This is a genomic window from Tolypothrix bouteillei VB521301 (assembly GCF_000760695.4).
GTDB lineage: Bacteria > Cyanobacteriota > Cyanobacteriia > Cyanobacteriales > Nostocaceae > Scytonema > Scytonema bouteillei_A.
This window is the reverse complement of record NZ_JHEG04000001.1, coordinates 7228797-7255419: the sequence shown is the minus strand read 5'-3', so window position 1 is coordinate 7255419 and position 26623 is coordinate 7228797. Positions and strand designations below refer to the sequence as shown.

At 41.9% G+C, this 26623-nt stretch carries 18 protein-coding genes; 4 read left to right on the top strand and 14 right to left on the bottom strand.

Annotation, left to right across the window (positions count from 1 at the left end; translation table 11 throughout):
• Nucleotides 1-37 precede the first annotated feature (37 nt).
• Together HC643_RS29565 and HC643_RS29560 are read right to left on the bottom strand one after the other, a co-directional pair.
• Nucleotides 38-1000 carry an ROK family protein gene (locus HC643_RS29565; protein ID WP_038076883.1) on the bottom strand — a complete coding sequence of 321 codons (963 nt, stop codon included), beginning with the start codon at nucleotides 998-1000 and terminating at the stop codon, nucleotides 38-40.
• Between the two features lie 128 nt (nucleotides 1001-1128).
• Nucleotides 1129-1872: a Mut7-C RNAse domain-containing protein gene (locus HC643_RS29560; RefSeq protein ID WP_038076881.1), complete on the bottom strand. Its 744-nt coding sequence runs from the start codon at nucleotides 1870-1872 to the stop codon at nucleotides 1129-1131.
• Nucleotides 1873-2847: 975 nt separating this feature from the next.
• Here HC643_RS29560 and HC643_RS29555 point away from each other — a divergent pair.
• The gene (locus HC643_RS29555) at nucleotides 2848-3822 is read left to right on the top strand and encodes a sucrase ferredoxin (RefSeq protein WP_038076876.1); all 975 of its coding nucleotides are present in this window, start codon (nucleotides 2848-2850) and stop codon (nucleotides 3820-3822) included.
• Here HC643_RS29555 and HC643_RS29550 read toward each other — a convergent pair whose 3' ends face one another.
• From HC643_RS29550 to HC643_RS29540, 3 genes are all read right to left on the bottom strand, one after another.
• The gene (locus HC643_RS29550) at nucleotides 3823-7038 is read right to left on the bottom strand and encodes a hybrid sensor histidine kinase/response regulator (protein WP_038076873.1); all 3216 of its coding nucleotides are present in this window, start codon (nucleotides 7036-7038) and stop codon (nucleotides 3823-3825) included. It abuts the gene before it with no gap.
• A 231-nt stretch (nucleotides 7039-7269) separates the two neighbouring features.
• Nucleotides 7270-9429, bottom strand: coding sequence for a tetratricopeptide repeat protein (locus HC643_RS29545; protein ID WP_038076871.1), 2160 nt, complete (start codon nucleotides 9427-9429; stop codon nucleotides 7270-7272).
• A gap of 134 nt (nucleotides 9430-9563) precedes the next feature.
• A complete protein-coding gene (locus HC643_RS29540; protein WP_038076869.1) occupies nucleotides 9564-11438 on the bottom strand; it encodes an ABC transporter ATP-binding protein in 1875 nt (624 codons plus the stop codon).
• A 79-nt stretch (nucleotides 11439-11517) separates the two neighbouring features.
• On the opposite strand from HC643_RS29540, the gene HC643_RS29535 reads away from it, so the two are divergent.
• Nucleotides 11518-12036, top strand: coding sequence for a GNAT family N-acetyltransferase (locus tag HC643_RS29535; RefSeq protein ID WP_038076868.1), 519 nt, complete (start codon nucleotides 11518-11520; stop codon nucleotides 12034-12036).
• A gap of 45 nt (nucleotides 12037-12081) precedes the next feature.
• Here the strand turns inward: HC643_RS29535 and HC643_RS29530 are convergent, their stop codons facing one another.
• The 4 genes from HC643_RS29530 to hisG form a co-directional block, all read right to left on the bottom strand.
• Nucleotides 12082-14325, bottom strand: coding sequence for a hybrid sensor histidine kinase/response regulator (locus tag HC643_RS29530; RefSeq protein WP_202048670.1), 2244 nt, complete (start codon nucleotides 14323-14325; stop codon nucleotides 12082-12084).
• Nucleotides 14326-14480: 155 nt separating this feature from the next.
• A complete protein-coding gene (locus tag HC643_RS29525; protein ID WP_038076858.1) occupies nucleotides 14481-14906 on the bottom strand; it encodes a response regulator in 426 nt (141 codons plus the stop codon).
• 14 nt (nucleotides 14907-14920) lie between these two features.
• Complete coding sequence (locus HC643_RS29520) at nucleotides 14921-17869, bottom strand: PAS domain S-box protein (protein ID WP_038076852.1); 2949 nt, start codon at nucleotides 17867-17869, stop codon at nucleotides 14921-14923.
• A 284-nt stretch (nucleotides 17870-18153) separates the two neighbouring features.
• A complete protein-coding gene (gene hisG, locus HC643_RS29515; protein ID WP_038076850.1) occupies nucleotides 18154-18804 on the bottom strand; it encodes an ATP phosphoribosyltransferase in 651 nt (216 codons plus the stop codon).
• A 122-nt stretch (nucleotides 18805-18926) separates the two neighbouring features.
• On the opposite strand from hisG, the gene rppA reads away from it, so the two are divergent.
• Nucleotides 18927-19628: a two-component system response regulator RppA gene (rppA, locus tag HC643_RS29510; RefSeq protein WP_038076846.1), complete on the top strand. Its 702-nt coding sequence runs from the start codon at nucleotides 18927-18929 to the stop codon at nucleotides 19626-19628.
• 55 nt (nucleotides 19629-19683) lie between these two features.
• Here rppA and HC643_RS29505 read toward each other — a convergent pair whose 3' ends face one another.
• On the bottom strand, nucleotides 19684-20430 hold the full coding sequence (locus HC643_RS29505; RefSeq protein WP_038076843.1) for an SDR family oxidoreductase: 747 nt from the start codon (nucleotides 20428-20430) through the stop codon (nucleotides 19684-19686).
• 268 nt (nucleotides 20431-20698) lie between these two features.
• Complete coding sequence (locus tag HC643_RS29500; protein WP_038076841.1) at nucleotides 20699-21730, bottom strand: 1-acyl-sn-glycerol-3-phosphate acyltransferase; 1032 nt, start codon at nucleotides 21728-21730, stop codon at nucleotides 20699-20701.
• A 161-nt stretch (nucleotides 21731-21891) separates the two neighbouring features.
• On the opposite strand from HC643_RS29500, the gene HC643_RS29495 reads away from it, so the two are divergent.
• On the top strand, nucleotides 21892-22821 hold the full coding sequence (locus HC643_RS29495) for a hypothetical protein (protein WP_153021442.1): 930 nt from the start codon (nucleotides 21892-21894) through the stop codon (nucleotides 22819-22821).
• Between the two features lie 125 nt (nucleotides 22822-22946).
• Here HC643_RS29495 and HC643_RS29490 read toward each other — a convergent pair whose 3' ends face one another.
• The 3 genes from HC643_RS29490 to HC643_RS29480 all read right to left on the bottom strand — a co-directional run bounded on the left by HC643_RS29490 (nucleotide 22947) and on the right by HC643_RS29480 (nucleotide 26402).
• Complete coding sequence (locus HC643_RS29490; RefSeq protein ID WP_038076837.1) at nucleotides 22947-24137, bottom strand: aspartate aminotransferase; 1191 nt, start codon at nucleotides 24135-24137, stop codon at nucleotides 22947-22949.
• 105 nt (nucleotides 24138-24242) lie between these two features.
• A complete protein-coding gene (locus tag HC643_RS29485) occupies nucleotides 24243-25448 on the bottom strand; it encodes an iron-containing alcohol dehydrogenase family protein (protein WP_038076835.1) in 1206 nt (401 codons plus the stop codon).
• Between the two features lie 429 nt (nucleotides 25449-25877).
• Nucleotides 25878-26402: a Ycf51 family protein gene (locus HC643_RS29480; RefSeq protein ID WP_038076833.1), complete on the bottom strand. Its 525-nt coding sequence runs from the start codon at nucleotides 26400-26402 to the stop codon at nucleotides 25878-25880.
• Nucleotides 26403-26623: the final 221 nt, after the last annotated feature.

Genomic DNA, 26623 nt, shown 5'->3' with positions numbered 1-26623 from the left:
AATAATTCTTCTCAGACATCTGGGGTATCTACTGAATCTACAACACCACTTTAGCAAGCGCCACCGCCCCCCACAAAGGCGCATCATCACCAAGCACAGCCGGAACAATTTCAAAATGTACCTCTGGTAAAGCAGTCTCCCGCGCTACCTTCTTTAACGCAGCCCAAAAATTTTCCCCTGCTTTCGTCACACCACCACCCAATACAAATCGCTGCGGATTCATCAAATTAGCCACATTCCCGATCCCTACACCCAAAGCCCAACTCGCCCTGTACAAAAGCTCAACAGCCAATTCATCCCCACCCGCTGCTGCTTCACTGACTACCTTCCCCGTAATCAACTCCAAATTATCTCCCACCAACTCCCTCAAAATCTCACCTCTGCGTCCTCCGCGTCTGTGTGGTTCATTCAATAAAGCCTCCCTTGCATCCTTTGCCATATAAGGTCCCGACGCCAACCTTTCCACACACCCCCGCTTCCCACACAAACAAAGCGGTCCCGACGGATCGACAACCACGTGTCCGATTTCACCCGCCATCCCTTCCGCACCCCGCCAGGGTAAACCATGAATTATCCAACCGCCCCCCACACCAGTACTGACAGTCATATAAAACAAACTATCGCACCCCTGACCCGCGCCAAAGCATTGCTCTCCCAAAGCTGCAACATTAGCATCATTATCTACACTGCACCGAACACCAAATTCTTCCTCTAACAACTTCTGCAAAGGTATATTCTCCCACCCAGGGACATGGTGAGACAGCCGCACTGTCCCAGTTGTTGCATCCACAGGTCCGCCAAAGCTAACACCGATCGCATCCGGTTTTTTCCCTTGTAGCACCAAAGCAATGAGCGATCGCATGATCTCCAAATCCGTATCAGCATTTGCATTTGTAGGTGACAGACAGCGTTCGTAACCCAACCATTCTCTCGAACCAGCGTTAACAGTTGCGGCTGCTAGCTTTGTACCACCAAAATCAAGGGCTAAGATTAATGTCATGAATGCTAATTGCTAATTGCTAATTGCTAATTGCTAATTGCTAATCTACCATTAACCATCAGCCACCAGCCATCAGCCACTAGCCATTAACCATTAACTACCAGCCATTAGCCATCAGCCATTAGCTATTAGCCATTAACCATTAGCAAATCAATAAACTGTTGCAACTTTTCATAATGCGACCCTTTCCAGTACACCTGTTTGCAGTTTTGACAGCGATAAAATTCGTTAACGTGCAAACGAACGCTTTCTGGTAATTGCTCTGCGATCGCTTCCTTGGGTACAGATTCAAGCAACCCATTACAGCGCAAACATCTTTGAAAGGGGGATGCTAATTGATACAAGTTAAAGCGTTGCATGACTTCCACAATTTGCAGTTGTGGATCGGTGTTTCTCACGTAATATCCATGTACTACAATGCTTCTCATTAACAAACCACGGTCGCGAGTTAACAAAATTCGTTCTTCGGTGCTAGAGATACGAGCTAATTCTTCATCTGCGTAATCATTGCGGTACAAAGTATCAAAACCCAATAAGCGTAAAGATGTTGCCAATTTGCCTAAATGAATATCTAAAACAAACCGAATCACACTTGGGAGTCGAGGTCTTGTTGAAATGTTTGCGCTTTGTGCAACTTTAGCAGAAATTGGATAAATGTTGATTTTATCTCTATCTCGAACAATGTAGGAAAAATCTACATAGTTACCGTTTACCTCAATACAATCAACTTCTGGATGGGGAACGCCTAAGGCTTCGATCGTATCTTTTATCGAAGCTCGTTCGGTAAAGTAATGTTCTATAATAACTTCTCTTTTCTGGGTAGACAAGAAATCGTTTAACTCTGCATAAAAGCGGAAAGAAGCTACAGCCATAAGCAATTTCAACTCATTATTTTAAAGTTACTGAGTTACCAACTTAAAGCACCAGCCACTCACGGGGAGTATTAACACCTTTTTTCTACGAATCGAGAATAATTCATATATTATATCCGGATGACAAAACTCTCTTTGAGAGGGCTTTTCAGCTAGTTAATGCCGGTTCACATTAGCTTAACTTGTATAATTTCATTTAAAACTTAAGTAAAGATTAGAAAAATTAGCAAATACTTGCTTTTGTTATTGACTTCAGTTAGAGTCGTACCATGAGCACTTATCTGGCTGTTGACGTAGTTTTCAGACAGTTTAGATAGTGTGGAAAAGTGACTGAGAGTGTCTGAGACAAAGTGTGTCTCAGGATATTGCAATGTCTGTCTAAAAGCATTAGAAAGGCAGAAGAGTTCGCGTTAAAATTAAGTCAATTATCCTGAAACCGCTGAGTAGAAGTACCTCTTAAGGTCTGAAATGCTAATGCTGAAGAAAGTGACATTAACGGTCAGTAGTTGCTAATATTTAGTATTAAGCATAGAAAACAGGAGTGTTAGCTGGGCAAGCAGCCAATTAACGCTCAAAGTTTAGGATTGGCATCTTTCTTTTTTTTGAGACACAATTGAGAATTTTTTGCAATATGTACCTATTAACAGACAAACTAAAATCATTTTTTCGCAAACGATTTCTTAAAGGAAATTGTACAAAAAAACTATTTTTGAGAATTGACAACTTGTTTTTTAGGAAGAGTAAGAGTAGTTTTTATAATTTCTCTGTTTAAAATCTTCCAATTGCATCTGAAAAAATCCTAAAAACCCCAAATTTAAAAGCCAGTACTAATCTCACTAAGGTAAGAAAAATTAGCATGGAAAGTGCATTTTTATAGCATGCGTTCGCGCTTAGAGGGGAGACTGTAGCTAAAGATGACCATCTCTGTTTGTAATATCCTTTTGTTCGTCAAAACACATTAACTAGTAAAGGTAGATGAATACTTTCTTTTGTTCTGACAATTCACGAGAAGCGGGAGAAGATATTATTGGTAGTGCTAGCAATTACCAAACTTACATATTGGTTGAATGTCCTCCTCCTTGGTCGCCAGAAGCAATACATTCCCGATGGGTTCCTGAGAATTTACAAATGTTGGTGAAGGAAATAAAACAAGAGAAACTCCCCATCTCGTTTCTTTTAATTAGCAATAACTCATCCCATAAAGTAGAACAAACAACTCTGTTGATTTATCAAAAAAAGGAGGGACTGAGCAATGGATATCACAAGCAAGAATTTTGCTTGAGAAATATCGAACAAGTTGCTACTGTTGTCAAAAAGTGGTTGCGTGGTGGGAGTGACAGTGAAGTAGAAACAAGTACAACCAGAGATATACTCATCTGTACCCATGGGAGTCGCGATCGCTGTTGTGCTCGGTATGGAAATCCCTTTTACTTCCATGCAACAACCTCGGTTTCGAGTTTGGGGTTGGACAACGTTCGGGTTTGGAAATCCAGCCACATAGGAGGACATCGGTTTGCGCCAACAGCTATAGATTTCCCAACAGGTAGATACTATGGTGGTTTAGACCAAGAATCATTTAAGTCAATTTTGACACGTAGTGGTGATATTGATTTCTTGACAAAAGTCTACCGAGGCTGGGGAATTCTACCAAACGCAATTCAGGTTTTAGAGAGAGAGCTGATCTTGCGCCACGGATGGGATTGGTTCGATTACAACGTGACAGGTAAAATTATCCAGCAAAATTTAGAAGAAAAAATGGTGCTGGGTGAAATAACTTTTGAAAAACCAGATAGCTCTGTGTACTGTTACCAAGCTAAGCTTGTAAAAGATGAAGCCAAAGCTTTGAAAATTAAAGCTTCTTGTAGCTCTACACAAGAATCAATGGTTGTCAACTATACAGTTGATAGTCTTTGGCTTGCTTCTACTAAGCTTGCAACTTGTAGTAAGTAGTTAGTGGCTAGTTGTTAGTGGTTGTACGGGAGTGACCATAAACTTGGCGATTGCGCTCGCCAATTCAGCTGGATCTACAGGTTTTGTCAGGTGTTGTTGGAAGCCAGCTGAGATGATCTTTTGATGATTCGCCTCCCCAGCAAAAGCAGTTAGAGCGATCGCAGGTAATTTCTCTTCTTGGAATACCTCCATCTCTCTAACTTTCTGGATGAGTTGATAACCATCCATCTCAGGCATAGCGATATCACTAAATAACAAATTGGGTTTTACCCGAGCAATTGCTTTTAGCGCTTCACTTGCTGAGTTGACGGACGTCACTTCAGCCCCATACTGCTTGAGGATAAAAACGAGCAATTCAAGAGAATCTATATCATCGTCTACAACCACGATCCGCAAGCCGTTAAGATTTGGAGAACAACTAGAGACAAGTTTGCGATCGCTTGTACTTGTTTGGGAGACAGTCGGTATTAAAGGAAGCAAAACTGTAAAGGTAGCTCCCATACCTTCTCCAAGACTCTCTACTCTGACAGTTCCGCCATGCAGTTCAACGAGGTGACGCACAATGGCTAACCCCAACCCCAATCCGCCAAATTTTCTAGTCGTCGCGTTATCTGCTTGTCGAAATCGATCGAAGACGTGAGGTAAAAAGTCCGGGCTAATTCCTTGTCCTGTATCGCTCACTTGAATCTGGGCTTGAGAACCAACTTTCTCTAAGGAAATTTTGATTTGTCCACCTTCAGGAGTGAATTTCACTGCATTTGTCAGTAAGTTCCAAACAACTTGCTGCAAGCGGTTGCAATCTCCTTCGACTTTGAGAGCGTCGGAAGAAAGCTGCAAAAGCAGCTTTATTGATTTAGCTTCTGCTGACAGACGTACCGTTTCTAAGGCTGCGTTGATTGCAGCTACTAAGTCAACCGGGCTGAGACTCAAACTGAGTTTACCGCGCAAAATCCGCGAAACATCCAACAAATCATCTATTAGCCTTGCTTGTAATTTGGCATTGCGTTCGATAATTTCTAAAGCTTGGGTGGTTTTTTTTGAATCCAAATTACCCATCCTCAGTAGTTTTGCCCAACCCAGTATGGGGTTGAGTGGCGAGCGCAACTCGTGAGAGACAATCGCTAAAAAATCATCCTTCATGTGATTGGCTTTTTCGAGTTCTATGCGAGCAGCCCGTTCTCTTTCCAAAGCCTGTGCGCGTTCTTCTATTGCTAATTTGCGATCGTGAATATCAGTACAGGAGCCAAACCATTTCACGATGCTACCGTCTTGCTCGCGCAGTGGAAATGCCCGCCCTAGATGCCATCGGTACTCTCCATCTAAAGCCCGTCGCAAACGATACTCAATATCATAGTGTTTTCCACTACGGAGACTGCTTTGCCAAATGTCCTTGGTACGTTCTACATCGTCTGGGTGTACAATGTGTTGCCATCCATTCCCTTGTGCTTGTTCTAATGTTGTTCCCGAATATTCCACCCAGCGTTGATTGAAGTACTCGTGATAACCATTGGGTTGCGTAATCCAGAACAATTGCGGCATTGTATCTGCTAGGGTGCGGAACATTAATTCGCTGCGTCTCAATGCTTCTTCAGCTTGTATGCGATCGCTAATGTCGATATTAACTCCTACCATCCGCCAGGGTTGACCTGCATCATCGTAGAAAATTCTGGCTCGTACCTGCAGCCAGCTAAGACTTCCATCCCCCTTAACAATGCGGAAGTCAGTAAAAAATTCGCTTGTGCGTGCGCTCCAGCATCGATCTAATTTTGCAACTGCTTTAGCTAAATCATCTGGATGAACCCATTTTGCCCAATCTTCGTAGGTACCACCAAACTCTCCCGGCTGCAAACCGTATATAGCTTCTAATTCCTTTGACCAAATATTGACATTGGTTTGCAAATTCCAGTCAAAACAACCTAATTTAGCGGCTGCATGCGCCAAATCCAGCCATTCTTGTTTCTGATGCAACAAAGACATTAACTGCTGGCGTTCAGCCTCTGCTTGCTTGCGATCTGTTACGTCTAAAAATGCCCCGATCGATCCTCGCACTGCACCAGAATCATTTCGCAATGGTACAGCTTTTCCGTAAATGTAGCGTATATCATTTTCATCAAAGATAAATTCAAATTCTGCCTCAACAGCCTGTCCCCTGCGACAGGCTTGCTGCATGGCTAACTCATTCAGTGGAATGTCTTGACCATTTTTCTGAATTTTACATGGAAAAGTATATTTGCCATCAGGAGGAGTCGCTGTCATCACAGAGCCCGGTGGGACTCTCATTAATTCATACGCGGCTCGGTTAGCTGTCATGTGATGACAGTGAGGATCGCGAGCAATCCAGACTGCAGCCGGAACCGTTTCCATAAATATTTCAAGTTCTTCGGCTCGTGCTTTTGCGATCGCTTCACTCTTGCGTAGGGTTGCTTCTACTTGTTTGCGATCGGTAATGTCTACATTCACTGCTACAGCATTAACAATAGTTCCTGTCTTATCTCGAATTGCTACCGAAGAATTAAGGATAGTTTTTCTCTGCCCGTCAAAGGTTTCAATATCAACCTCTTCAGCAATCACCGCCTCACCCGTAGCTAGGGTACGAGCTAATGCCCAATCTTGAGCAGCAAGGGGTTTTCCCGTATTTGCCCACCAACCCTTGTAATTTTGGTACTGATCGACCTCTTCTACGAGTGGAGCGCTATCACCCCAAATAGCTCTTGCGGCTGAATTATTTTCTAGAAGCTGTCCTTTAGAATCTGAAATAAACACACCAACAGGTAAAATATCGAGTACCGCACGAAGACGTTGGCGTTCGAGTTCGTGATTTGCTTGTTCTTGTGCTAGAACTTTATCTACCTGTTGTCTCTTTGTTAAATCCAGGACCGAAGCGTTCTCTTGTTTGCGTTTTGAAATTAACCAGTTAATCGATAGTGCCACCCCGCAAAATACCAATAGATTTGGTATGTTGGAAATATGACTGGTTCCCAGTAAGTTGATAGGTGATACAAAAAAGTAGATAGCAATTAATGATAGAACGATAGCAAATAGACCGGAAGTTAAACCCGAGTACCAGCTACTGAAGACAACAGCTACACAAAAAAGGAGTGAAATATCTACGTCTACATTTAGCGAGCGTAGCAACAATCCCGGTAGGAGCGCTAGTAGAACTGAGAAAATAGAAACTTTATAGCGCCACATCAGAGATCGTTGAACTTCTAACATATAACTTTTAGTCCTTACACTGGCTGCATTTATAAACAAAAATTATAAGCAATATAAACTTTTATTATATAAAAATAATCTTTGTAACACAATCTATTTAAAAATATACTTAATATATGGCTCTTAGTAGTGCTTTAGGGCATGCATTGCCACTAAAAATCAGCGTCCTTCCGGGTATGTCCTTGGGAACGCGTTGCGTGTTACCGCAGGCTTATTACCATGTTACAAATATTACATTGATTGCTGTAGTAAATTTTTGAAAAGCGGGTGTTCCCGAACCGTATCAAATACTGGATCGGTTTTAGCCTCGTTGAGAATCTCTTCTGGATTAAGACTAATTGCTTTTTGTAAATTTTGAATCGCTAGAGGAATATTACCCTCAAACAAGTAACAACAAGCTTTATTGTACCAAACATAATCGAGATCTGATTTTATTTCAAGAGCTTTATCATAAGCTGTATGAGCTTCCTCGTAGCGTTGTAAATTCATTAAAGCTATACCTTTGCCAGACCAGGCGTAGGGATAGTCTGATTTGAGTTCAATAGATTGGTCATAAGCGAAAAGTGCATCTTCATATTGTTGCAATTTCTCAAGAACAGCTCCGCGCCAAAACCAAAAATTATAAAATTCTCCGTAAATGGCAATTGCCTTGTTGAACGACTCGAAAGCTTCTTCATACTGGTTGTTTAATACTAACGCCCGTCCCTTTTGAAACCAAGAGTTGCAATCATCTGGTCTGATTTCCAAAACCTTCTCATAAGCTGCGATCGCTTCTTCATAACGCTGTAATTTTTCCAAAATTATGCCTTGGTTATACCAAGCTTGATAAAAATCTGGTTGAATTTCTACCACCTTAGCATAAGCAATGAGTGCCTCAGGATCGCGTTGTAATTTTTCTAATAAACACCCTTTTTCATACCAAGTATTAGCGTCTTTTGGCTGGCGTTTTAGCAGTCTTTTATAGCAATTTATCGTTTGCTCAAATGAAGCCAAAGCCTCATCTTGCCGTTGTAATTTTTCTAAAATTAAGCCCCGACGATACCAAATATTAACATCTTCTGGCTGGTATTTAATTTTTTCATTGTAGACAGCTAGAACCTGTTCGTACTGTTGCAATTTATTTTCTAAAACTCTAACTTTACTCATCCAAGTTGAAGAATTTGGTTGTAATTTCATGGCTTGGTCATAAGCACTAACAGCTTGTTCGTAGCGATGCAATTTGACTAATACATCACCTTTACCTACCCAAGCGGGTGCATAATTTTTCTGATATTGGAGCGCTGTATCAAAATCAGCCAGTGCTTCTTCAAAGCTATTTAAACCTGTTAAAATATAACCTCTATTACATAAAACTTCTGCAAAATCTGGTTTGAGTTGCAATGCTTCGGTGTAAACGGCTAAAGATTCTTCTACTTTTCCTAAATCCTGAAAAACAATTCCTTGGTAATACCTAACATTTGCATTGTCAGGTTGAATTGATGCTGCCTTATCATAGGAATCGAGGGCTTCTTCATATTTTTGCATGCAGTACAGTGCATATCCACGCAAAAACCAAGAATCAAAGTCCTTAGGTTGCTTTGCAATAGATTTATCAAATGCAGCCACCGCCTCTTGATAGCGATTGTTAGAAATAAACTGTTTCCCTTTGCGATAAAAATCTTTTTTCTTGTCTCGAAATAGCCACAATATAAAAATTAATCCTAAGACAATATAAACAGAATATTGGCTAAATATTTCTCCTCCTCTCCATGCCAAAGCTGGCGAAACACCAAGCAATTGACTAATTGTATGTGTGATATCCCATAAAAATTTATTAAACGGACGGGCAAACCAAAGCAATCCAATCAAAATCCAGATACCATATTTGCCTACTCTGTTCAGTTCGGCTTGAATGTTACGGGGTAACCAAGGCTCAATAATTCCATAACCATCAAGAGAGGGAATAGGTAATAAATTAATAAAAACCACATAGATATTCAGAACAATAACATAAGCCAAACAGGTCATAAGATAAAACCCAGACCTGTTGCCATTCTGTAGTAATTGAGTCTGCCACCCCAAGAGAAAAGGTAGCGATAGCAACAGCACAACTAACATATTAGCGATGGGACCAGCCGCCGACACGGCGCTCAGCCACCAACGATTGCGTAATCGATGGTGGTTAATGTAAACAGCACCTCCAGGGAGAGCAATTCCACCAAGAAGGAGGAAAAAGAGTGGCATGAGTAAGCTTAAACCCGGATCGGTATATTTAAGGGGATTAAGGGTGAGATATCCCTTTTCCTTAACTGAAGTATCTCCACCCCAATAGGCGACTATTGCATGACCAAACTCATGCAAACACAAAGACACCATCCAACAGAAACAGATGAAGACGGCAAACACCCACATTGATTTTTCTCCAAAAAGGATTGGTAGTTAGTTGTTAGTTGTTAACGATGGACTACTAACCCGTAAGGGCTATACGCCTGTCGCCTGTAGCGCTCGGCTCACCACTAACCACCAACCACTAACTATTAACTAACTCAAGTTCCTAACATTTGCAAATTATGAAGAGTCGCGTACATTCCTCCTTGACGCAATAACTCTTCATGGCTTCCTTGTTCTATGAGTTCTCCTTGCTTAAGTACAAAAATCCGATCGACATTGCGAATGGTAGACAGGCGGTGAGCAATGATAATGGCGGTACGTCCTGACAAAAGCTTGTCTAAAGCTTCCTGAACTAAAGCTTCTGTGACTACATCGAGACTCGCAGTGGCTTCGTCTAAAACCAAAACCTCTGGACTGCGAATAGCAGCACGAGCAAAAGCTAGAAGTTGTTTTTGACCGCTTGAAAGATTGGTTCCTCGTTCTCGCAGTTGGGTGTCATATCCTTGAGGCAATTGCTCGATAAAAGAGGCTACGTTTGTCTTCTCTGCTGCTTGCTGAATTTCCTCAAAACTGTAAATGTCTCCCAAGCTAATGTTGCTCTTGACATCACCGGCAAATAAAAAGCCGTCTTGCAAAATGACTGCCATGTAACGCCGCAAGTCTGCTTGGGGGATTTCTCGAATATCTATACCGTCCACAAATATACGCCCTTGGCTGGGTTCGTACAGACGGCACAAAAGCCGAATTATAGAACTTTTTCCCGCACCTGTCGGACCTACCAATGCAATTTTTTCTCCGGGATTGATGGTGAAGTCTAAATCTTTGATGACATACTCATCATCTTTGTAGGCAAACCAAACGTTTTCAAAGCGGATTTCGCCAAGTTTGGGTTGTAAATTGGAAGATGAAATTTGTTCTGTGATTTCGTCAATGTACCCCAATCTTGAATCTAAAATAGAAAATCTGGGATTTGCGCGATCGCGAATTTCTATCGGTTCATTTAAAACTTCGCTAACACGTTCAACAGCAGTAAAACCCGCTTGAATGACAGTAAATTTTTCCGCAAATTGTTGTAAGGGTTGGAACAACCGTTCGGCATACAAAACAAAAGCAGATAAAATTCCGAAAGTCAAGCTTTGCCGCAAGAGTAAATAACTTCCTACCCACAAAACAACCCCAACGGCAATCAATGCAACCCATTCTAATGTTGCTGAAACAGCAGAATCAAAAAAGATAGTTTTATCAACTTCACGAACGTAACGGTTGTTTGTGGCTCGAAATAATTCCGCGTTGAATTTTTCTCGCCGGAACAGTTGTACGACGTTGATACCAATAATATTTTCTTGTAGTTGAGAATTCAGTGCTGAAATTTCTTCTCTTGCTTTGTAATTTGCTTTTCGATATTGCTGCTGAAAATAAATAATGACTCCCGATACTGGTACGAGTATTAACAATAACAACAAAGCAAGTTGCCAGTTGATAGAAAACATAAAACCAATCACTATCAGCATGGAAAACAAATCTGACACAATACCAATTGCGCCAGTCGCAAATACGTCTCCTAACACTTCCACGTCGCTGGTAAGCCTGGTGATAATTTTACCTACAGGCGTTCTATCAAAAAAACGCACTGCTAACGATGTTACATGATGGAATAAGTCTTTTCGGATATCAGCTGTGATTCTTTGCCCTACGGTCTGTACCAAATAACCCTGAAAACCAGTTAACATCAGTCTGATAGCTACTGTTATCAGTAGTACAACTTCGATCGTTTGTAGCCCTTGTAACATCGGGCGATTTCTGAAAATCTCGTAGGTATTGGGTTCATTGCGAATGAGAGATATAGCCTGTCCGATCAGCAGGGGTTGCAAGGCGTTACTGAGGGCTATGGGTACGAGTAGCAGCATTGACAGCGCTAGCAATTTTCCATGACGGCGGGCATACGGTACTAAACGCAAAAATAACCGCCAGTCATTTTCACGCCGACGGTACTTTGTATCAGATTTTGTTAGAGTTGTAGAATTATTCATAATACAAAGATTATATTAATTTTTACATAACAAAGATAGCGCCTTACCAATGTAGTGTTTCTATTAGTACCTTGACACCATGCCGGAGATTGAGACAGCACGATTGCGACTCAGACACTTTAGTCAAAACGATTTTCAAGATTTGTATCGTCTTTATAGCGATGCTGAGGTCATGAAATATCTCTCTATGAGAACAAGGGAACAAACTCAAGCAAGCTTGTCCAAGCAGATCCAACATTGGCAGCAACATAACTTCGGGATGTGGGCTGTGGTCGAGCGAGAAAGTGGAAAAATTATCGGTCGTTGCGGGCTTGGTTTTTTGGACAATACTTCTGAAGTTGAGCTCGGCTACGTCTTTGATAAATCTTATTGGAATCGGGGAATTGCTACAGAAGCGTCAAAAGCAACTTTGAAATATGGATTTTTGGAAGCAAAGCTAGAGCGAATTGTAGCGATCGCAAAACCTGAAAACACCGCCTCAGTCAGGGTTATCCAAAAAGTCGGCATGACGTATCAAAAATCAACTCGCTACTACGGTCATGATGTGGTATACTACGCTATTACCAGAGATGAGTGGCAAGCAAATAATACTCTGTAGTCTTACAGAAGGCGGAGCCATCGGAGCGAGAGTAGAGTTTCTGACTCAACCAAGCACTGTCTGCAAAGCATACAATAATTCTTTAACAGTATAAGGCTTGGGCAAAAATTTCTGAACACCATTACCAGTAGCAGCTGCTAGCTTGCTGCTAGACATCAGCCCACTTGTAGCAATCACTTTCACGTGTGGGTTGATTTTTTGAATGGTACGGATAGCCGTTAAACCATCCAGTAAAGGTAACATCATATCCATCAACACGACACGGATTGTATCCTTATACTGGGCATAGAGGGCGATCGCTTCCACACCATCATTTGCTGTCAAAATCTTATAGTTGTATGCTTCTAAAGATGCTTTGGTAATTTCTTGAATCGACGGTTCATCGTCTACGACTAAAATGAGTTCTCCATGACCTGTTAATACCTCAACTTCCGGTGCTACCTCTGTTTCTATTTCCTCAACCGCAGGAAAGTATACCTTAAAGCGAGTTCCAGAGCCAACTTCACTATACACATTCACAAATCCACCGTGACTTTTCACAATACCAATGACCGTCGATAGCCCCAAACCAGTGCCTTTGCCTTGTTCCTTAGTCGTGAAAAATGGTTCAAAAATTCTGTCTATAATTTCAGAAGAAATACCAACCCCAGTATCCGAAACAGTAATGACTGTGTAAGGTCCGGTTTTTGCCTCTAGATGCATGCGAGCATAATTTTCATCGACAAACAAATTTTCGGCAGAGATACTTAAAGTACCACCGTTGGGCATGGCATCGCGGGCGTTAACACAAAGGTTCATGAGTACCTGATGCAGTTGCGTACTATCACCAGACACCATCCATAAATCTTGTTGTATATCTGTTCGGACTTCTACAGATTTGGGGAATGTTTCTTTGAGAATAGCGATCACTTCTTTAATTAAGTGTCTCAGCTGTAAAGTAATGCGCTTTCCTTCAACACCCCGTGCAAAAGACAAAACTTGTTTGACTAAATCGGCACCCCGTTTGGCACTATCTTCTAAGATTTCTAACAGGTGCATATCCTGCTCGTAAATATCGGGGTACTTTAGGGGTAATAGTTGCGCGACTGCTAGAATAGGTGTTAATATATTGTTTAAGTCGTGAGCAATACCGCTTGCTAAAGTTCCAATACTTTCCAAGCGTTGAGTACGAAATAATTGAGATTCCAAAAGCTTCTTTTCTGAAATATCCGTATCTACAGTAAGAATTGAATTGGGCTTGCCATAGCGATCGCAGACTAAAGTCCAACGGCTCTCTACAAGGATTTCCTTATTGTTCTTCGTCAATTTAGTCATTTCACCCTGCCACTTGCCTTTACGAGTGACGCTTGCAAAAGCGGCTTCCTCTTCTGGTGGCGTTTCATTGTACAAAAACTTGCTAGCATCTTCTCCACATGCTTCTTTAGAAAGCCAGCCATACAAATTTTCCGCACCTTTGTTCCAGAATAAAACACGATTGTCTAAATCTCTAACAAAAATTGCATCAGTTGTCACATCAAGTAAAGCAGCTTGTTGGCGAATCTTTTCTTCAGCCAATTTATGCTCGTTAATGTCAATGCAGGCACAAGTGATACCTACAATTTCATGGGACTCATTATACAATGGTTCGACAGTCAGATCGTAATACCGAGTTCCTTGGGTTGTTGCAATGGAAACTTCTTCCCTGATTCCCATTCCTGTAGCAATGACACCTAGTTTCATTTCTTTAAGACGTTCGCCATCGTCACCCCAAATAAAATCTGAGTCGCATTTGCCCAAAATTTCTTCAGCCGTCAACCCAAAAATTGGATTGTAAACCCAGGTGTAGCGCAGTTCTTTGTCTTGGTTAAATACAAAGATAGGAGAGTTCTTCAAAGCAACCCGAAATCGTTCTTCACTCTGTCTTAAAGCTTCTTCCGTGCGCTGACGTTCAATTGCATAGCGCATGGAACGGAACAGTAAATCGCCATTCACCTGTCCCTTGACCAAATAATCTTGGGCCCCTTGCTGCATTGCATTAATAGCCAGGTTTTCATCATTAAAACCTGTCAAAACAATCACGGGAATCGCAGGAGTTTGACAGTGGATTTTCACAAATGTTTCTAATCCCTGGCTATCTGGCAGTAATAAGTCTAGCAAAATGACATCAAAACTTTCTTCTTCCAGAGATTTGAGTGCTTCATCTAACTGTTGTACCTGTTTCAGCACAAATTCAACAGATGGAACTTCTAATAAAAATTCCTGCAACAGCCGAACATCTCCAGGGTTATCTTCAACTAATAAAACTTTCATTATGTTGGTTAGTGGTTAGTAGTCATTTTTAACTGCTTATACAAGAAGGAATGGAAAGGTAATTGGGGAAATGGTAATTAATTTCCCAATCCCCAATCGCTAGTCCCTATATCCCTATTTTCCCCCACTTTCCCACTTCCCCACTCCCCCCTTCCTCACTCTTGTGGTAATTTGACGACAGTAAACCAGAAACTTTCGATAGAATGTACGATTTTAACGAATTGGTCAAAGTCAACGGGTTTGGTAATGTAACAGTTTGCACAAAGATTGTAGGCTCTAAGTACATCTTCTTCCGAACCAGATGTGGTTAGAACGACCACTGGAATTCTTCTAAGAATTCTATCTTCTTTTATTTCTGCTAGCACTTCTCGCCCATCTTTTCTAGGCAAATTGAGATCGAGTAAAATAATATCGGGTGTAGGTACTATTTTATACTGACCTTCTTTGCGTAAAAATGCCATAGCTTCAACGCCATCGCGTGCTACATTTAAGTTCACGGAGATTTTGCTATCTTCCAGAGCAATCTGGGTCAATTGCACATCGCCGGGATTGTCTTCTACAAGCAAAACCTCAATAGGCATAACTATTTCTATACTCACAATCGATTTCCTGTTCTATCGGGGATAGTAAAGAAGAAAGTTGTACCCTGTTCTGGTTGTGACTCAACCCAGATGTTTCCACCGTGACGTTCCACAATTTTCTTACATATTGCCAGTCCAATACCAGTGCCGGGATACTTATCTCTAGTGTGCAATCTTTGGAAAATAATAAAAATTCGCTCGGCATACTGGGGTTCAATGCCAATTCCATTGTCTTTGACGGCAAATCGCCATTTTTCTTCTATACGTTCAACTCCAATATGAATTTGAGGTGTTTGCTTGCTGCGAAATTTGATGGCATTTCCAATCAGATTTTGAAACAGCTGTGTCAGTTGTGTGGGATCTGCCATAACTTCAGGTAATGAATCCTGGGTGATAACAGCACCACTTTCTTCTATGGCTATTTTGAGATTGGTAAGAGCGCTCTTGACAAGAGACTGACACTTAACTAATTTAAAAGGCTGGGCGCGAGTGCTGACACGGGAATAACTCAATAAATCCTGAATGAGTTTTTGCATTCGATGCGCCCCATCCACCGCATAAGCTATAAACTCATGAGCTTGACCGTCTAGTTTCTCTTTGTAGCGTCTCTCCAAAAGCTGTAGGTAACTCGTAACCATTCGCAATGGTTCTTGCAAATCGTGAGAAGCAACGTATGCAAATTGTTCTAGTTCGGCATTGGAACGAAGGAGTTCCTGACGTTGGTGGGTTTCTTGTTCCAATAGATGCGCTTGTGATAAAGCAATACCAATTTGATCGGCTAACTGCTTTAATAACTCAATCTCTACATTGCTCCAATTTCGCGGGCGATCGCATTGATGAGCAATTAGCAAACCCCATAAATTTTCCCGTTGCAGTATTGGTACAACAAGATTAGATTTTACACCAAATTGTGCGAGGAATTGTCTGTGGCAATCTTGGATACCTGCTGTTTCAATATCGCTAATTGCACTCACTCTTCCTTGAGAGTATGGTTCTTGATAGTCTTTACCAAAGCAGGGATCGTGAAGATTTTTTCCCAAAACTACAGGAAATCCGGGCAAAACAGCCTCTTGCATGACAGTCCCTGCACCCTCTGCCCAAAGACGGAAGACAAGAACTCGATCTGCTTTTAGCAGTTTTTGAACTTCCGTGACTGCTGTTTGCAGAATTTCCTCAATTTGTAATGATTGGCGAATCTTTAAGGTGATTTCCGCAAAAAGTTGCGATCGCCTGTTTTGGTGCTTTAATTCTTCTTCTGCTAGCTTTCGTTCTGTAATATCTGTGTGAGAACCTACCATTCGCAAGACATTACCAGCCTCATCCCAAAGTGCTTGACCTCTATCTAAAATCCATTTATAAGAACCGTCTTTGCACTGTATTCGATGTTCGCTGATATAGTAGGGCATCTTTTTTGCAAAGTGATTCTTTATCACTTCCATAACCCTGTTTAAATCATCAGGATGAATTCGTTTCTTCCACTCATCCAGATAATTGCCAACTTCACGATCTTCATACCCCAGCATTTCCTTCCAACGCTGAGAGAAAAACACTTCATTCGTTTTGATATTCCAGTCCCAAATCCCATCATTATTGCCCCTTAGAGCCAATTGCCACCGTTCTTCACTTTCTCGCAGCGCTATTTCAGCGTACTTGCGCTGAGTAATGTCTTGAAAATATACGGAAAGCCCTTCGCTAGTAGGATAAGCATGGACTTCAAACCAAGTATTTCGGGGTGGATAGAATGCTTCAAAAGAAACACTGACCTGTTGGGCTACTGCTTTGTGATATTCGTGATAAAAAGTAGAATCAACTGCTTCAGAAAACTTATCCCATACTGAATGACCGAGTAATTCTTCCCGCTTGCTTTGTAACAATCGTTCTGCTTGTCGATTGATATAAATAAAACGCCAATCTTTATCTAGGGCAAAGAAAGCATCAGTAATACTCTCCAATATTTTTATGCTCTGGTTTCGGGCGTCTTCTGCTTCGCGTTGAGCGACTTCACTTTGTTCCCGTGCTATTTGTTCTCGTTCTAGAAGTTTTTGACGTTCTTGTTCTGCTTGTTTGCGAGCGGTCGTATCGCGAGTAACTGCTAACAGCGAAATGATATCTCCCTCAGAATTACGCAAGGGAACGGCGTGAGTTTCCAACCAACAACGCTTTTCCTTCAAGCCAATAAGTTCAAATTCCAGTATCCCCGATTCACCTTGAAACACCTTATTTGTGAGATCGATAAATGCTTGACGGTGGTCGGGGGCAATTAGGGGATAGATACATTTTCCCACAACTTGATTGAGACAATCAGCCTCAATCATTGCCAGCCCTGCTGGGTTCATCTCCAGTAGAGTACCATCCTTGGCAAGTAATTTGACACACTCTGGTTCTGATTGAACAATTGTACGGAGAAGATTTTCACTGTGTGCTAGTTTTTCCTGCGTCAGTTGAAGTTCATCTGCAAAACGGCATACATCAGTTAGATTGCGTCTGAGTTCCAGTTGACTGATAACTTGGCGGCTTAAAGCTTTGAGAGCTTCTATCTGTTGCTGGTGCAGTTCTCTGGGAACGCGATCGATCACACAGAGAGTACCCACCATCTCTCCCTTAGGAGTCATTAAGGGAACTCCTGCATAAAACCTGGCATGAGGGTAGGATACAACAACTGGATTCTTTGCTAGCTCTTCATCCGCATGAGTGTCACAGACAACTACCACATCTTGGTTGTCTTGGCACAGGTAAGACAAACCTACGCTTCGAGGGACTTCTGTAAAGTCAATACCTATTTTTGCCTTAAACCATTGGCGATCCCTATCAATAAAATTGACCAAAACAATAGGAGCGTCACAAATGAAGGCAGCTAGCTTGGCAATATTGTCGTATGCTTCTTCGGGTTCGGTATCGAGAATTTGATATTGGCGCAGGGCTTCTAACCTCGCCGTTTCGTCATAACTTGTCTGGAGTTTCATAAATCTTTAAATAAATTTACAGAAATAACTCTGTAGTTTGCTCTATTTATAGCTTGCGAAAGTGGCCGATCTTTGTATTTTGAAAGTTATTTTAAGTTTTAACACTATTAGCGGATCTTTTTTACTCTTATTGTTAACGCAACATATATATATTGTAATAATTATTTTTATAAAAATACAGATACGTGCCCGACATTGTCTGGCTTAAAAGCGACAATGCCGAGCTAGCTTTACAATTTTCATTTGCCCCGATCTACCCACTGAGTTCAAAGAAAATGAATCATCTATACTGCGATCGTCGAGAGAACTGACAGGCGTAATTTCTCAACTAACTCAAGTAAATGACCTGTATTGAGGCGGTAACTCAAAGGATGGGCAATTAACCTAGCCGTACTTTCATACAGAGTTGCAATCTCAACCAACCCATTCTCGCGCAAAGTTCTTCCTGTAGAGACTAAATCGACGATCGCCTCAGACATTCCCGTAATCGGACCTAGTTCCACAGAACCGGATAACGGTACAATTTCTACAGGAAAATCCAAGCTGTAAAAATATTCACGAGCACAGTTGACATACTTTGAAGCGACTCGACCGTGAGGGGGTAACTCCAATGCCGAACGATAAGGGCTTGATTTTTTCACCGCCACCGACATTCGACAATGTCCGAACTGTAAATCAACTAGATGCGCGACTTGCGGTTTTTTCTCCCGCAATACGTCGTAACCAACAATACCCAACTGTGCCTGACCGTATTCTACATAAACCGGTACATCTTGTGCCCGTACCAGTAGCCCTTTGGCTTGTCCGCTAGAGTCAGTAATCTGAAGTTGGCGGTTACCTGAATCTAAAAAAGCACTAAAGTCCAATCCCACATCTTGCAGTATGTGGATGCTATTTTTAAGAAGTTCGCCTTTTGGCAGTGCAACAGTTAGCATATGGGGATTTTAGTTGAGGAGGTTACTATTTAGCGCTCAAATTTGTAGGATATCAGTTTCCCGAACATATTTTTCAACCCAAAATCCAAAATCGAAAATCCAAATCCAAAATAATACGTGATATGCGAATTTTGGTAGTTGATGATGAAATTGAACTCACAGACCCTTTGACTCGCGTGCTTACTCGTGAGGGATACAGTGTTGATGCTGTTTATGATGGAACAAGCGGTAGCCAATTGGTACAAGATGGTCACTACGATCTGCTGATTTTAGATTGGATGCTTCCGGGGAAGACAGGATTAGAGATTTGTCAGGAATTGCGACGCGAAGGGAAAACCACTCCCGTTCTGTTTCTGACTGCTAAGGATACTCTAGATGACCGAGTTCAAGGTTTAGATGTCGGTGCAGATGATTATTTGGTGAAACCGTTTGAATTGCGCGAATTATTGGCACGAGTTCGGGCTTTGTTGCGTCGTTCTAGTTCGCAGCCTTATAATGCAACCACTCAAAAGTTAACTGTTGCCGATTTGGAATTCGATAGCGATAACCAAGTTGCTTATCGTCAGGGAAGAGCCATCGAACTTTCTGAAAAGGAAAGCCAGCTTTTGCAGTATTTTATGGAAAATTCCGGGCAATTGCTGACTCACGCGCAGATTTTGCAACATTTGTGGGAGGATGGCGAACAACCTAGCAGTAATGTGATCGCTGCACTGATTCGTTTGCTACGGCGGAAGATTGAACAGACAGGTGAAACCCCTTTAATTCACACTGTTTATGGCAAAGGGTACCGCTTTGGAACGTCAATACCTGAAGCGCTCCCATAGTTTCTCATTGTTCTCGTTCCTAGGGGGAGCCTGAGAACGAGAACAATGAGAGCAACTAAACAATACCGCCATTTACACGGATAGTTTGACCGTTAATCCAACTTCCTGCAGGACTCACTAAGAAAGCAACAGCGTTAGCAATATCTTCTGGTTGTCCCAATCGCTCTAGCGGTGCTTGTTGAGCAAATTTCTGGATCAATTCCTCAGACTTACCCTGATAAAACAGATCCGTAGCGGTAGGTCCGGGTGCAACAGCATTGACAGTAATATTTCGTCCCCTGAGTTCCTTAGCCATAATGTTAGTAAAGATTTCAACAGCAGCCTTTGAGGCTGCATACACGCCATAACCGGGCATAGCTAGACCAACCGCACTGGTTGAAAAGTTAACGATATGTCCGCCTTCACGCAATCTCTTGGCAGCTTGTCGCAAAAGAAAGAATGTACCGCGAGTATTTGTATTGAAAATCCGGTCATACAATTCATCGTCAGTATCGGCAATATTAATAGCTGTTGGGGTTTGAATACCCGCGTTATTTACCAAGACATCAATGCCACCGAATTCCCGTTCGGCGGTATCAAATAAATAGGCAATATCTTTGGAGTTAGATACATCCCCTTGAACTGAGATTGCTTCTCCTCCCGTAGCTTTGATGGCATTCACAACTTCATCTGCTTTTTGCTTATTACCAGCGTAGTTAACCACCACAGCGAAACCATTGGAAGCAAGTTTTTTAGCAATCTCGGCTCCAATACCTCTGGAAGCGCCTGTAACAATCGCGACGATTTTGGCTTGAGCGGTCATATGCTTACTCCTTTAAGGTAAAAGCTACCTTAAATTTGGTAAAAATTACTCAAGGTCAGTTTAAGATATCCCAAGTCAAAAATCTTTCACATATTTGTCATGATTTTCAATATCTCATCGCAATATGTTGATAAGTCCAATTTATTTTGTGTTTCACAGGTAGCTCGATCGCTCCCAACACGGGTCAGAAAATCCCACGTCACGGCGAGCGCAGTATCCTGCACCAATATCTTAAGTTAGATAGCGATGGAACAGGGCTTTTCAATACTCATCTACAGACCCTTAATATTTGAATGATTTGAGCTTGTATCTTTTCTTTTAACTGTTGTGCTTTTTGATAAGCAACTGCTCTTTCTATACCATCACTATCGCCTTCTACTGCATACAAAGGCTGAATAAAATAACGCAAGCGACCCCTCATTGCCCAAACTCCCATTGAAGGAAAAAGAATAAATATTGGCATTAAAGGTGAGATAGGCAAAAAAGGCAAATTTAATAGCTTTTGTAGCTTTCTAATATTCCATGTCCAAGGGTGTAAGTTTTCATTACCAATGCATATTACAGGCAATATAGGAATTTCATAGCGCTGGCTGAGCCGAATAAAACTCAAATCAAACGTTTCCAATTGATAGCGTTTTCCCCAACCTTTTCTTGGTCCGCGCAATCCTTCTGGCGCATACAGGAGAATTTTTTGTTCTTGTACTGCAGCTTCAAAATCATCTAACTCTGCTCTGACAGCACCTAAAATCTTTGTCCATCCAGGTGGTAGCCACCAATGTATCCAAGCATGATCGAATAAAGATACCCCAGCTAACGGTTGTACCACCCATCCTCTTGTTTTACTTAAAAGGTAACCTAGCGTGACAATATCCCAAGGAAAACACATTCCTGCGTGATTCATTGCCACAATGACCGATCCCGTTTGCGGCAAATTTTCAATTTGTTGTAACTCACCCCGAAAATAATATTTCACGATGGGAGCAAGAATTTCATCTCGAAATGCTTGTTGATAAATGGGGTCAAATTCAACCGTCTCACTCTTTGGGGAACGACAACCAAGACGCAACCAACGAATAAATAATGCTATGTAGAACCCTCCAGGAATGAGAAACAAAATATATTCCAGCCAATTCCAACCTTCCGGATCTGCGTGATAGTGTTGCCAGTGTCGGTTAAATAGAATGAGCCAACCAGGAGGATACCACAGACAAAACCAATCGAACCAGGTAAATGAATAGCCCCGTTCTGATGTTTGTTCAAATGGCTCGTTAAGAATAGTTTCCGAGTGTTGGTGAATCACAACAACTAAGTAAGTTCCACAAAGACTGGGTTGATTTACTATACTAGCTTTCTACTCTTGTGACTGGCATCCCACGCGAGAATTAAATTTGGCATAAGGAAACTTCACCTTGATGGTTTGTGACTTCTCGTGTTGGCTGAGTATAATGAGCATTTATCAAAATGCAATGTATGAGCGATCGCGCTAATTATGCCTACCTCGACAAAAAGCAAAATCTGCGGACTTATGTAGATAGATGGTGTATTGGAAGAATTGGTACATGGTTGTTTTCCGGTCCTCCAGAAGCAATTTCCGATTTGCGCTCTATGCGTCCAGATCCGGGGTATCTTTTAGATGAGGTTTGGTGTGATAGCGCTGTGTTAGTGGATGAGTATAATAAGGTTTTAAAGTTCTTCATTGGACCAGAAGCAAAAGGATGGTCTTTCAATTATCCACTCATTCAAGCAACGGTCTTAATTGTACGAGAACATTGGGTAGATTGGACTGTAAATTGGGCATATCGTGGCATTGCTGAAATATCTGAATATATTGGACTTAATCCAAAGTTCGTGATTCCAAAACATTATTTAAACTTTGAAGCTATAAACATAAAAGAAGTTTCTTCATATATTGAGATCGATCCGCGAGAATTTGATTTTGATACAGGTGAACTCCTTTATATTGAAAGCAGGTGGATAGAATCTTTTATTACAGTTAAATATCTAGATAGTTCAATTCATGACTATTGCTTTCCTTGGAATATAGAAAATATTCTGCTTTTAGGTTCGCAATTATTGCAAATTCTTCAGGCAAAGCAATCAACTTTCGCTCTACCAAGCGAACCACCTAACTATAGGGGTGATGGTTCGCACGATCGTATTGAAAGCGGTGCCTGCATAGACGAAATTAACAAAAAAATAACTGTTTGGTGGCAAAAACCAAGAGAAAGACGCTACATTTTAGAAAAAATTTCTCGCATTTGGACTGGTTGGTCTGTAGAGCAGGTATTAGGCGGTTTACAACAACAATATGAGTTATCAAATCGAAACTTTCCCGATCTAACAATGAGTCCAGAACAAGCTAGGGAAATAATGAGAAACCACTTCAGATAGGAAATTTTTCCTCTTGACTCTGTATCCTCTGCACCCCCTGGAGTTCTTTAAAAAACTAATTTTGTGAAAGTTTAGATTGAGAGAAGGGCAAGTTAACAATCTTCCCTCACCCTCACCTTAACTTCTTACTTTTGAGAATAGTAAATCCCCGCTTGTTTAAATCTGTGTAAAGCCTCACCCAAGCGATCGCAATCTGCAATTAGACTAATCCTTACATACCCTTCCCCTGCGACCCCAAAAGCGTTACCGGGCGTCACTACAACACCCGTTTGCTGCAAGACACTTAAGGCAAAATCCGTAGAACTGACACCATTAGGACAAGGAACCCAGAGATACATTGTTGCCTTAGTTTTAGGAATATCCCAACCTAACTGCCCCAAACCTTGAATGACAAAATCACGGCGATTGCGATATCGTTCTTGCACCTCATACAAATACTCATCGGGTAGTTGTAAAGCTGCTTCCGCAGCAGTTTGCAATGCTGCAAAAATACCATAATCCAAGTTAGTTTTTAACGTTCGCAAACCCTGAATAATACGACGATTGCCTACAACAAAACCAACGCGCCAACCCGCCATATTATAAGTTTTAGACAGGGTATGAAACTCAACCCCAATTTCCTTTGCCCCTGGAATTTCTAACAAACTTGTTGGTTGATAACCATCAAAAGCTAATTCGGCGTAACACAGATCGTGTACCAATAAAATCTCGTACTTGCGAGCAAAAGCGACAATTTCTGTAAAAAATTCGCGTGGTGCAGTAGCCGCTGTAGGATTGCTGGGATAATTAAAGTAGAGAAGTTTTGCTTGTTCGGCTACAGAGTCGGGAATTGCAGCTAGATCGATCAGCCAATCATTCTCTGGCTTGAGAATTAAACTGTGGATCTTCCCGCCCGCTATGACAGGACCCCGGAAATGAGCGGGATAAGCAGGAGAGGGAACTAAAACCAAATCACCCGGATTGATATAAGCCATAGCAAGATGACCCAATCCTTCTTTAGAGCCAAGTAAGGGTAATGCTTCGCTATCTGGATCTAAATCCACGGCATAACGCCTTTGATACCAATTAGTAATAGCACGGCGAAAGCTGGCAGTTCCCTCAAAAGGAGGATAGCCGTGATTGGCAGGATTTTGCAAAGCTTTCATTGCCGCTTCTACCACTGGTTGAGGCGTTGCACCATCTGGGTTTCCCATGCCCAAATCAATTAAATCCAGCCCTTGTTCCCGTGCTTTTGCCTTGAGTTCATCTAGACGGGCAAATACGTAGGGAGGTAATTTCTGTACGCGTTCAGCTGGGACAATCCAATCTAAAGTCATCGAAACAATTATGAATTATGAATTATGAATTATATGACGAGACAGTGCGGTAAATGTGGGGAGTGCAAAGGAACCTTATCATTACCGACTCCTTTGCACTCGTGACTACTCAACTTTTTCCGCGCTTTGCGTCAAATTTATAGGAGTGCGATTTCCTTCTATCGGTGCGGTGGTAGAAACCATCGCTGCCATCAATTGTTCTAGGGAAACTTTGAACGGCAGTCTGTGGATATCGGAATTTGGAGCTAGTGCAATTTCTGCCGCAGTCTGTAATTGTGTCAGTGTAATATTCCCCAATCCCAAATCATTCAGTTTTTGGGGTAAACCAATCTCTGCATAAAACTTCAATAACTGTTGTCGTGCAGTCGTTGCTAGCTGATTGCCCTGGATCGTTTCTTCCAAACGCAGTTGCACCAAAATACCATAGGCAACCTTGTCACCGTGAATGCTACCGCTACCTTTGGAAATGTGAGTCAAACCGTTATGTACGGCATGAGCGGCTACAGTACGACATTGTGCGCCTCCAAGTCCCCCAATGACACCCGCAAGTAATACTGTAGCATCTACAACCTCCCGCCAAGCTTCGCTACCTGGATGTTTGATGGCAGTGATAGATTTTTGGAAGAGGATATCCCTTAACACTCGCGCTTGTTGCACCGCAGCAATAATCAAGGTTTGTTCTGAGTGTCCGCTACTTACAGAAGCTTCATACCACTTAGCGAGTGCATCTCCAATACCGGCTACAAGTGTACGTTGTGGGGCAGTTTGCACTAAATCGTAATCGAGTACCAGCAAATCGGGACACCGAGAAAGTGCTACATCGTAGAGAAAAGCACCTTCACGAGAATACACGTTGGATAGAGCTGTCCAAGCAGCACAGGTGGCGGCTGAGGTAGGGATGGTCACGACTGGTAAGTGCAATTGGTGGGCTAGTAATTTAGCTGTGTCTAATGCCTTACCACCACCAACACCAACAATGACATCAGCTTTATGTTCTTGTGCTGCTTTGTGCAAAGATTTTAAGCTCGCTTCACTACAATCAGGGGTATAATAAGCGAGTGCAGAATGTAAATGCTGGTGCTGCAAAAGTGGTTGCAAGTGGAGTTGAAGAGCAGCAGTACTTTGACCCGAAGCCGCTTGTCGTAAAGCATTGCCTCCCACAATTAAGGGACGACTTCCCAATGTGGCGATCGCATCCGTAGCTTGAGCCAAAATTTTAGACCCTCTCAGGACTTTTGCTGGGGCTACACAGAGGGTGAATAACGAGTAAGAGTTTGGAGTAGACAACTTTTCCGTCGCTTGATTAGACATATCACTAACTATGAAAGTAACACTTCTGGATACGTGAAGGAACTATACATAATTGAAGGGTAACTGTTTCAGTTCCCAACAGATCTTGAGTTTTAACTTTATGTAGGTTCGACAGACCTCACACTCACTCCCTTTTAAAAGAGGGAAGAACAACGTTACGATTGGGGTTTGAAGCCTTTTTCCTCCTAGGAGAGGGGTTTGGGGTGAGGTCTGTTTTGACTTCATCGAACTCACGTTAAATTTGCTCGTAATACTTTGAGTAATCTTGAGACTTATATCTTAACAAAAAATAATACTAGTATCTCTAAACACAAAAAATTTGCCTTGTGTAAAATCTCTTCTCTCTGGTTACCAAACTCAGGCTGAAAACGCAGTCCGTAAGACTTTACCTTGCGTAGCAGCCTGAATACACGGTTGATGTATCCTTAATTATGCAGTAGGTTGAGGTAACTGAGCCAATTTATCTTGGTAAATCTCGATCGCCATTTGTTGGTCTTCACGTTTAGCAAGAGATCTCCTAACCTGACCCAGATAAAGAGGAATAGAAACACCTTTTTCTGGGTGTATGATAGTTCGTGCTCGAACCGTCAACTGGTTATCGCTTAATGCACCCAAACGACCGTAAGAATATAAATCGCTTGCTGCTTGACGTAAAGTTGCTTCCAATTGCGATGGAGTCACTTCCGCAGGCGGAAGCGCAATGACTGCTTGCGGACCTCCGTTATCATAAACAAGGCTGTAACGTAAAGCATCTGGAATGATAGTACGAGTTAAAGGTGTTAACGAGAGAGCAAAGAGTCCCCCCGTAACCACAAGCATAAAACCGGTTGCACCTACAAGACGAAAGCGAATACCCCATTTAAAAACAAAACCCAAAATCACCAGACCGGCAAACGCTAATGTTGCGATACCCGACCATTGGGTGTATTGAAGAAAATCATCCGTTGTGAACATAGAAATTAGCTGAGTTGAAAAAAGGTAGAGGGCAGAAGGTATACAGGTTTTCTTATGCGTTATAGTGTAGCTCGTTGATGACTACCTAGATATCCTGTTAATTTTCCTCTCACACCTATCTTACAAGCACAACAACCACCAAAGACCAACCACTCACAACTAATACGGAGTTGCATTCAAAGATATTGCTTATTGATGGGACAAGGCAGAGGGGGGAGATG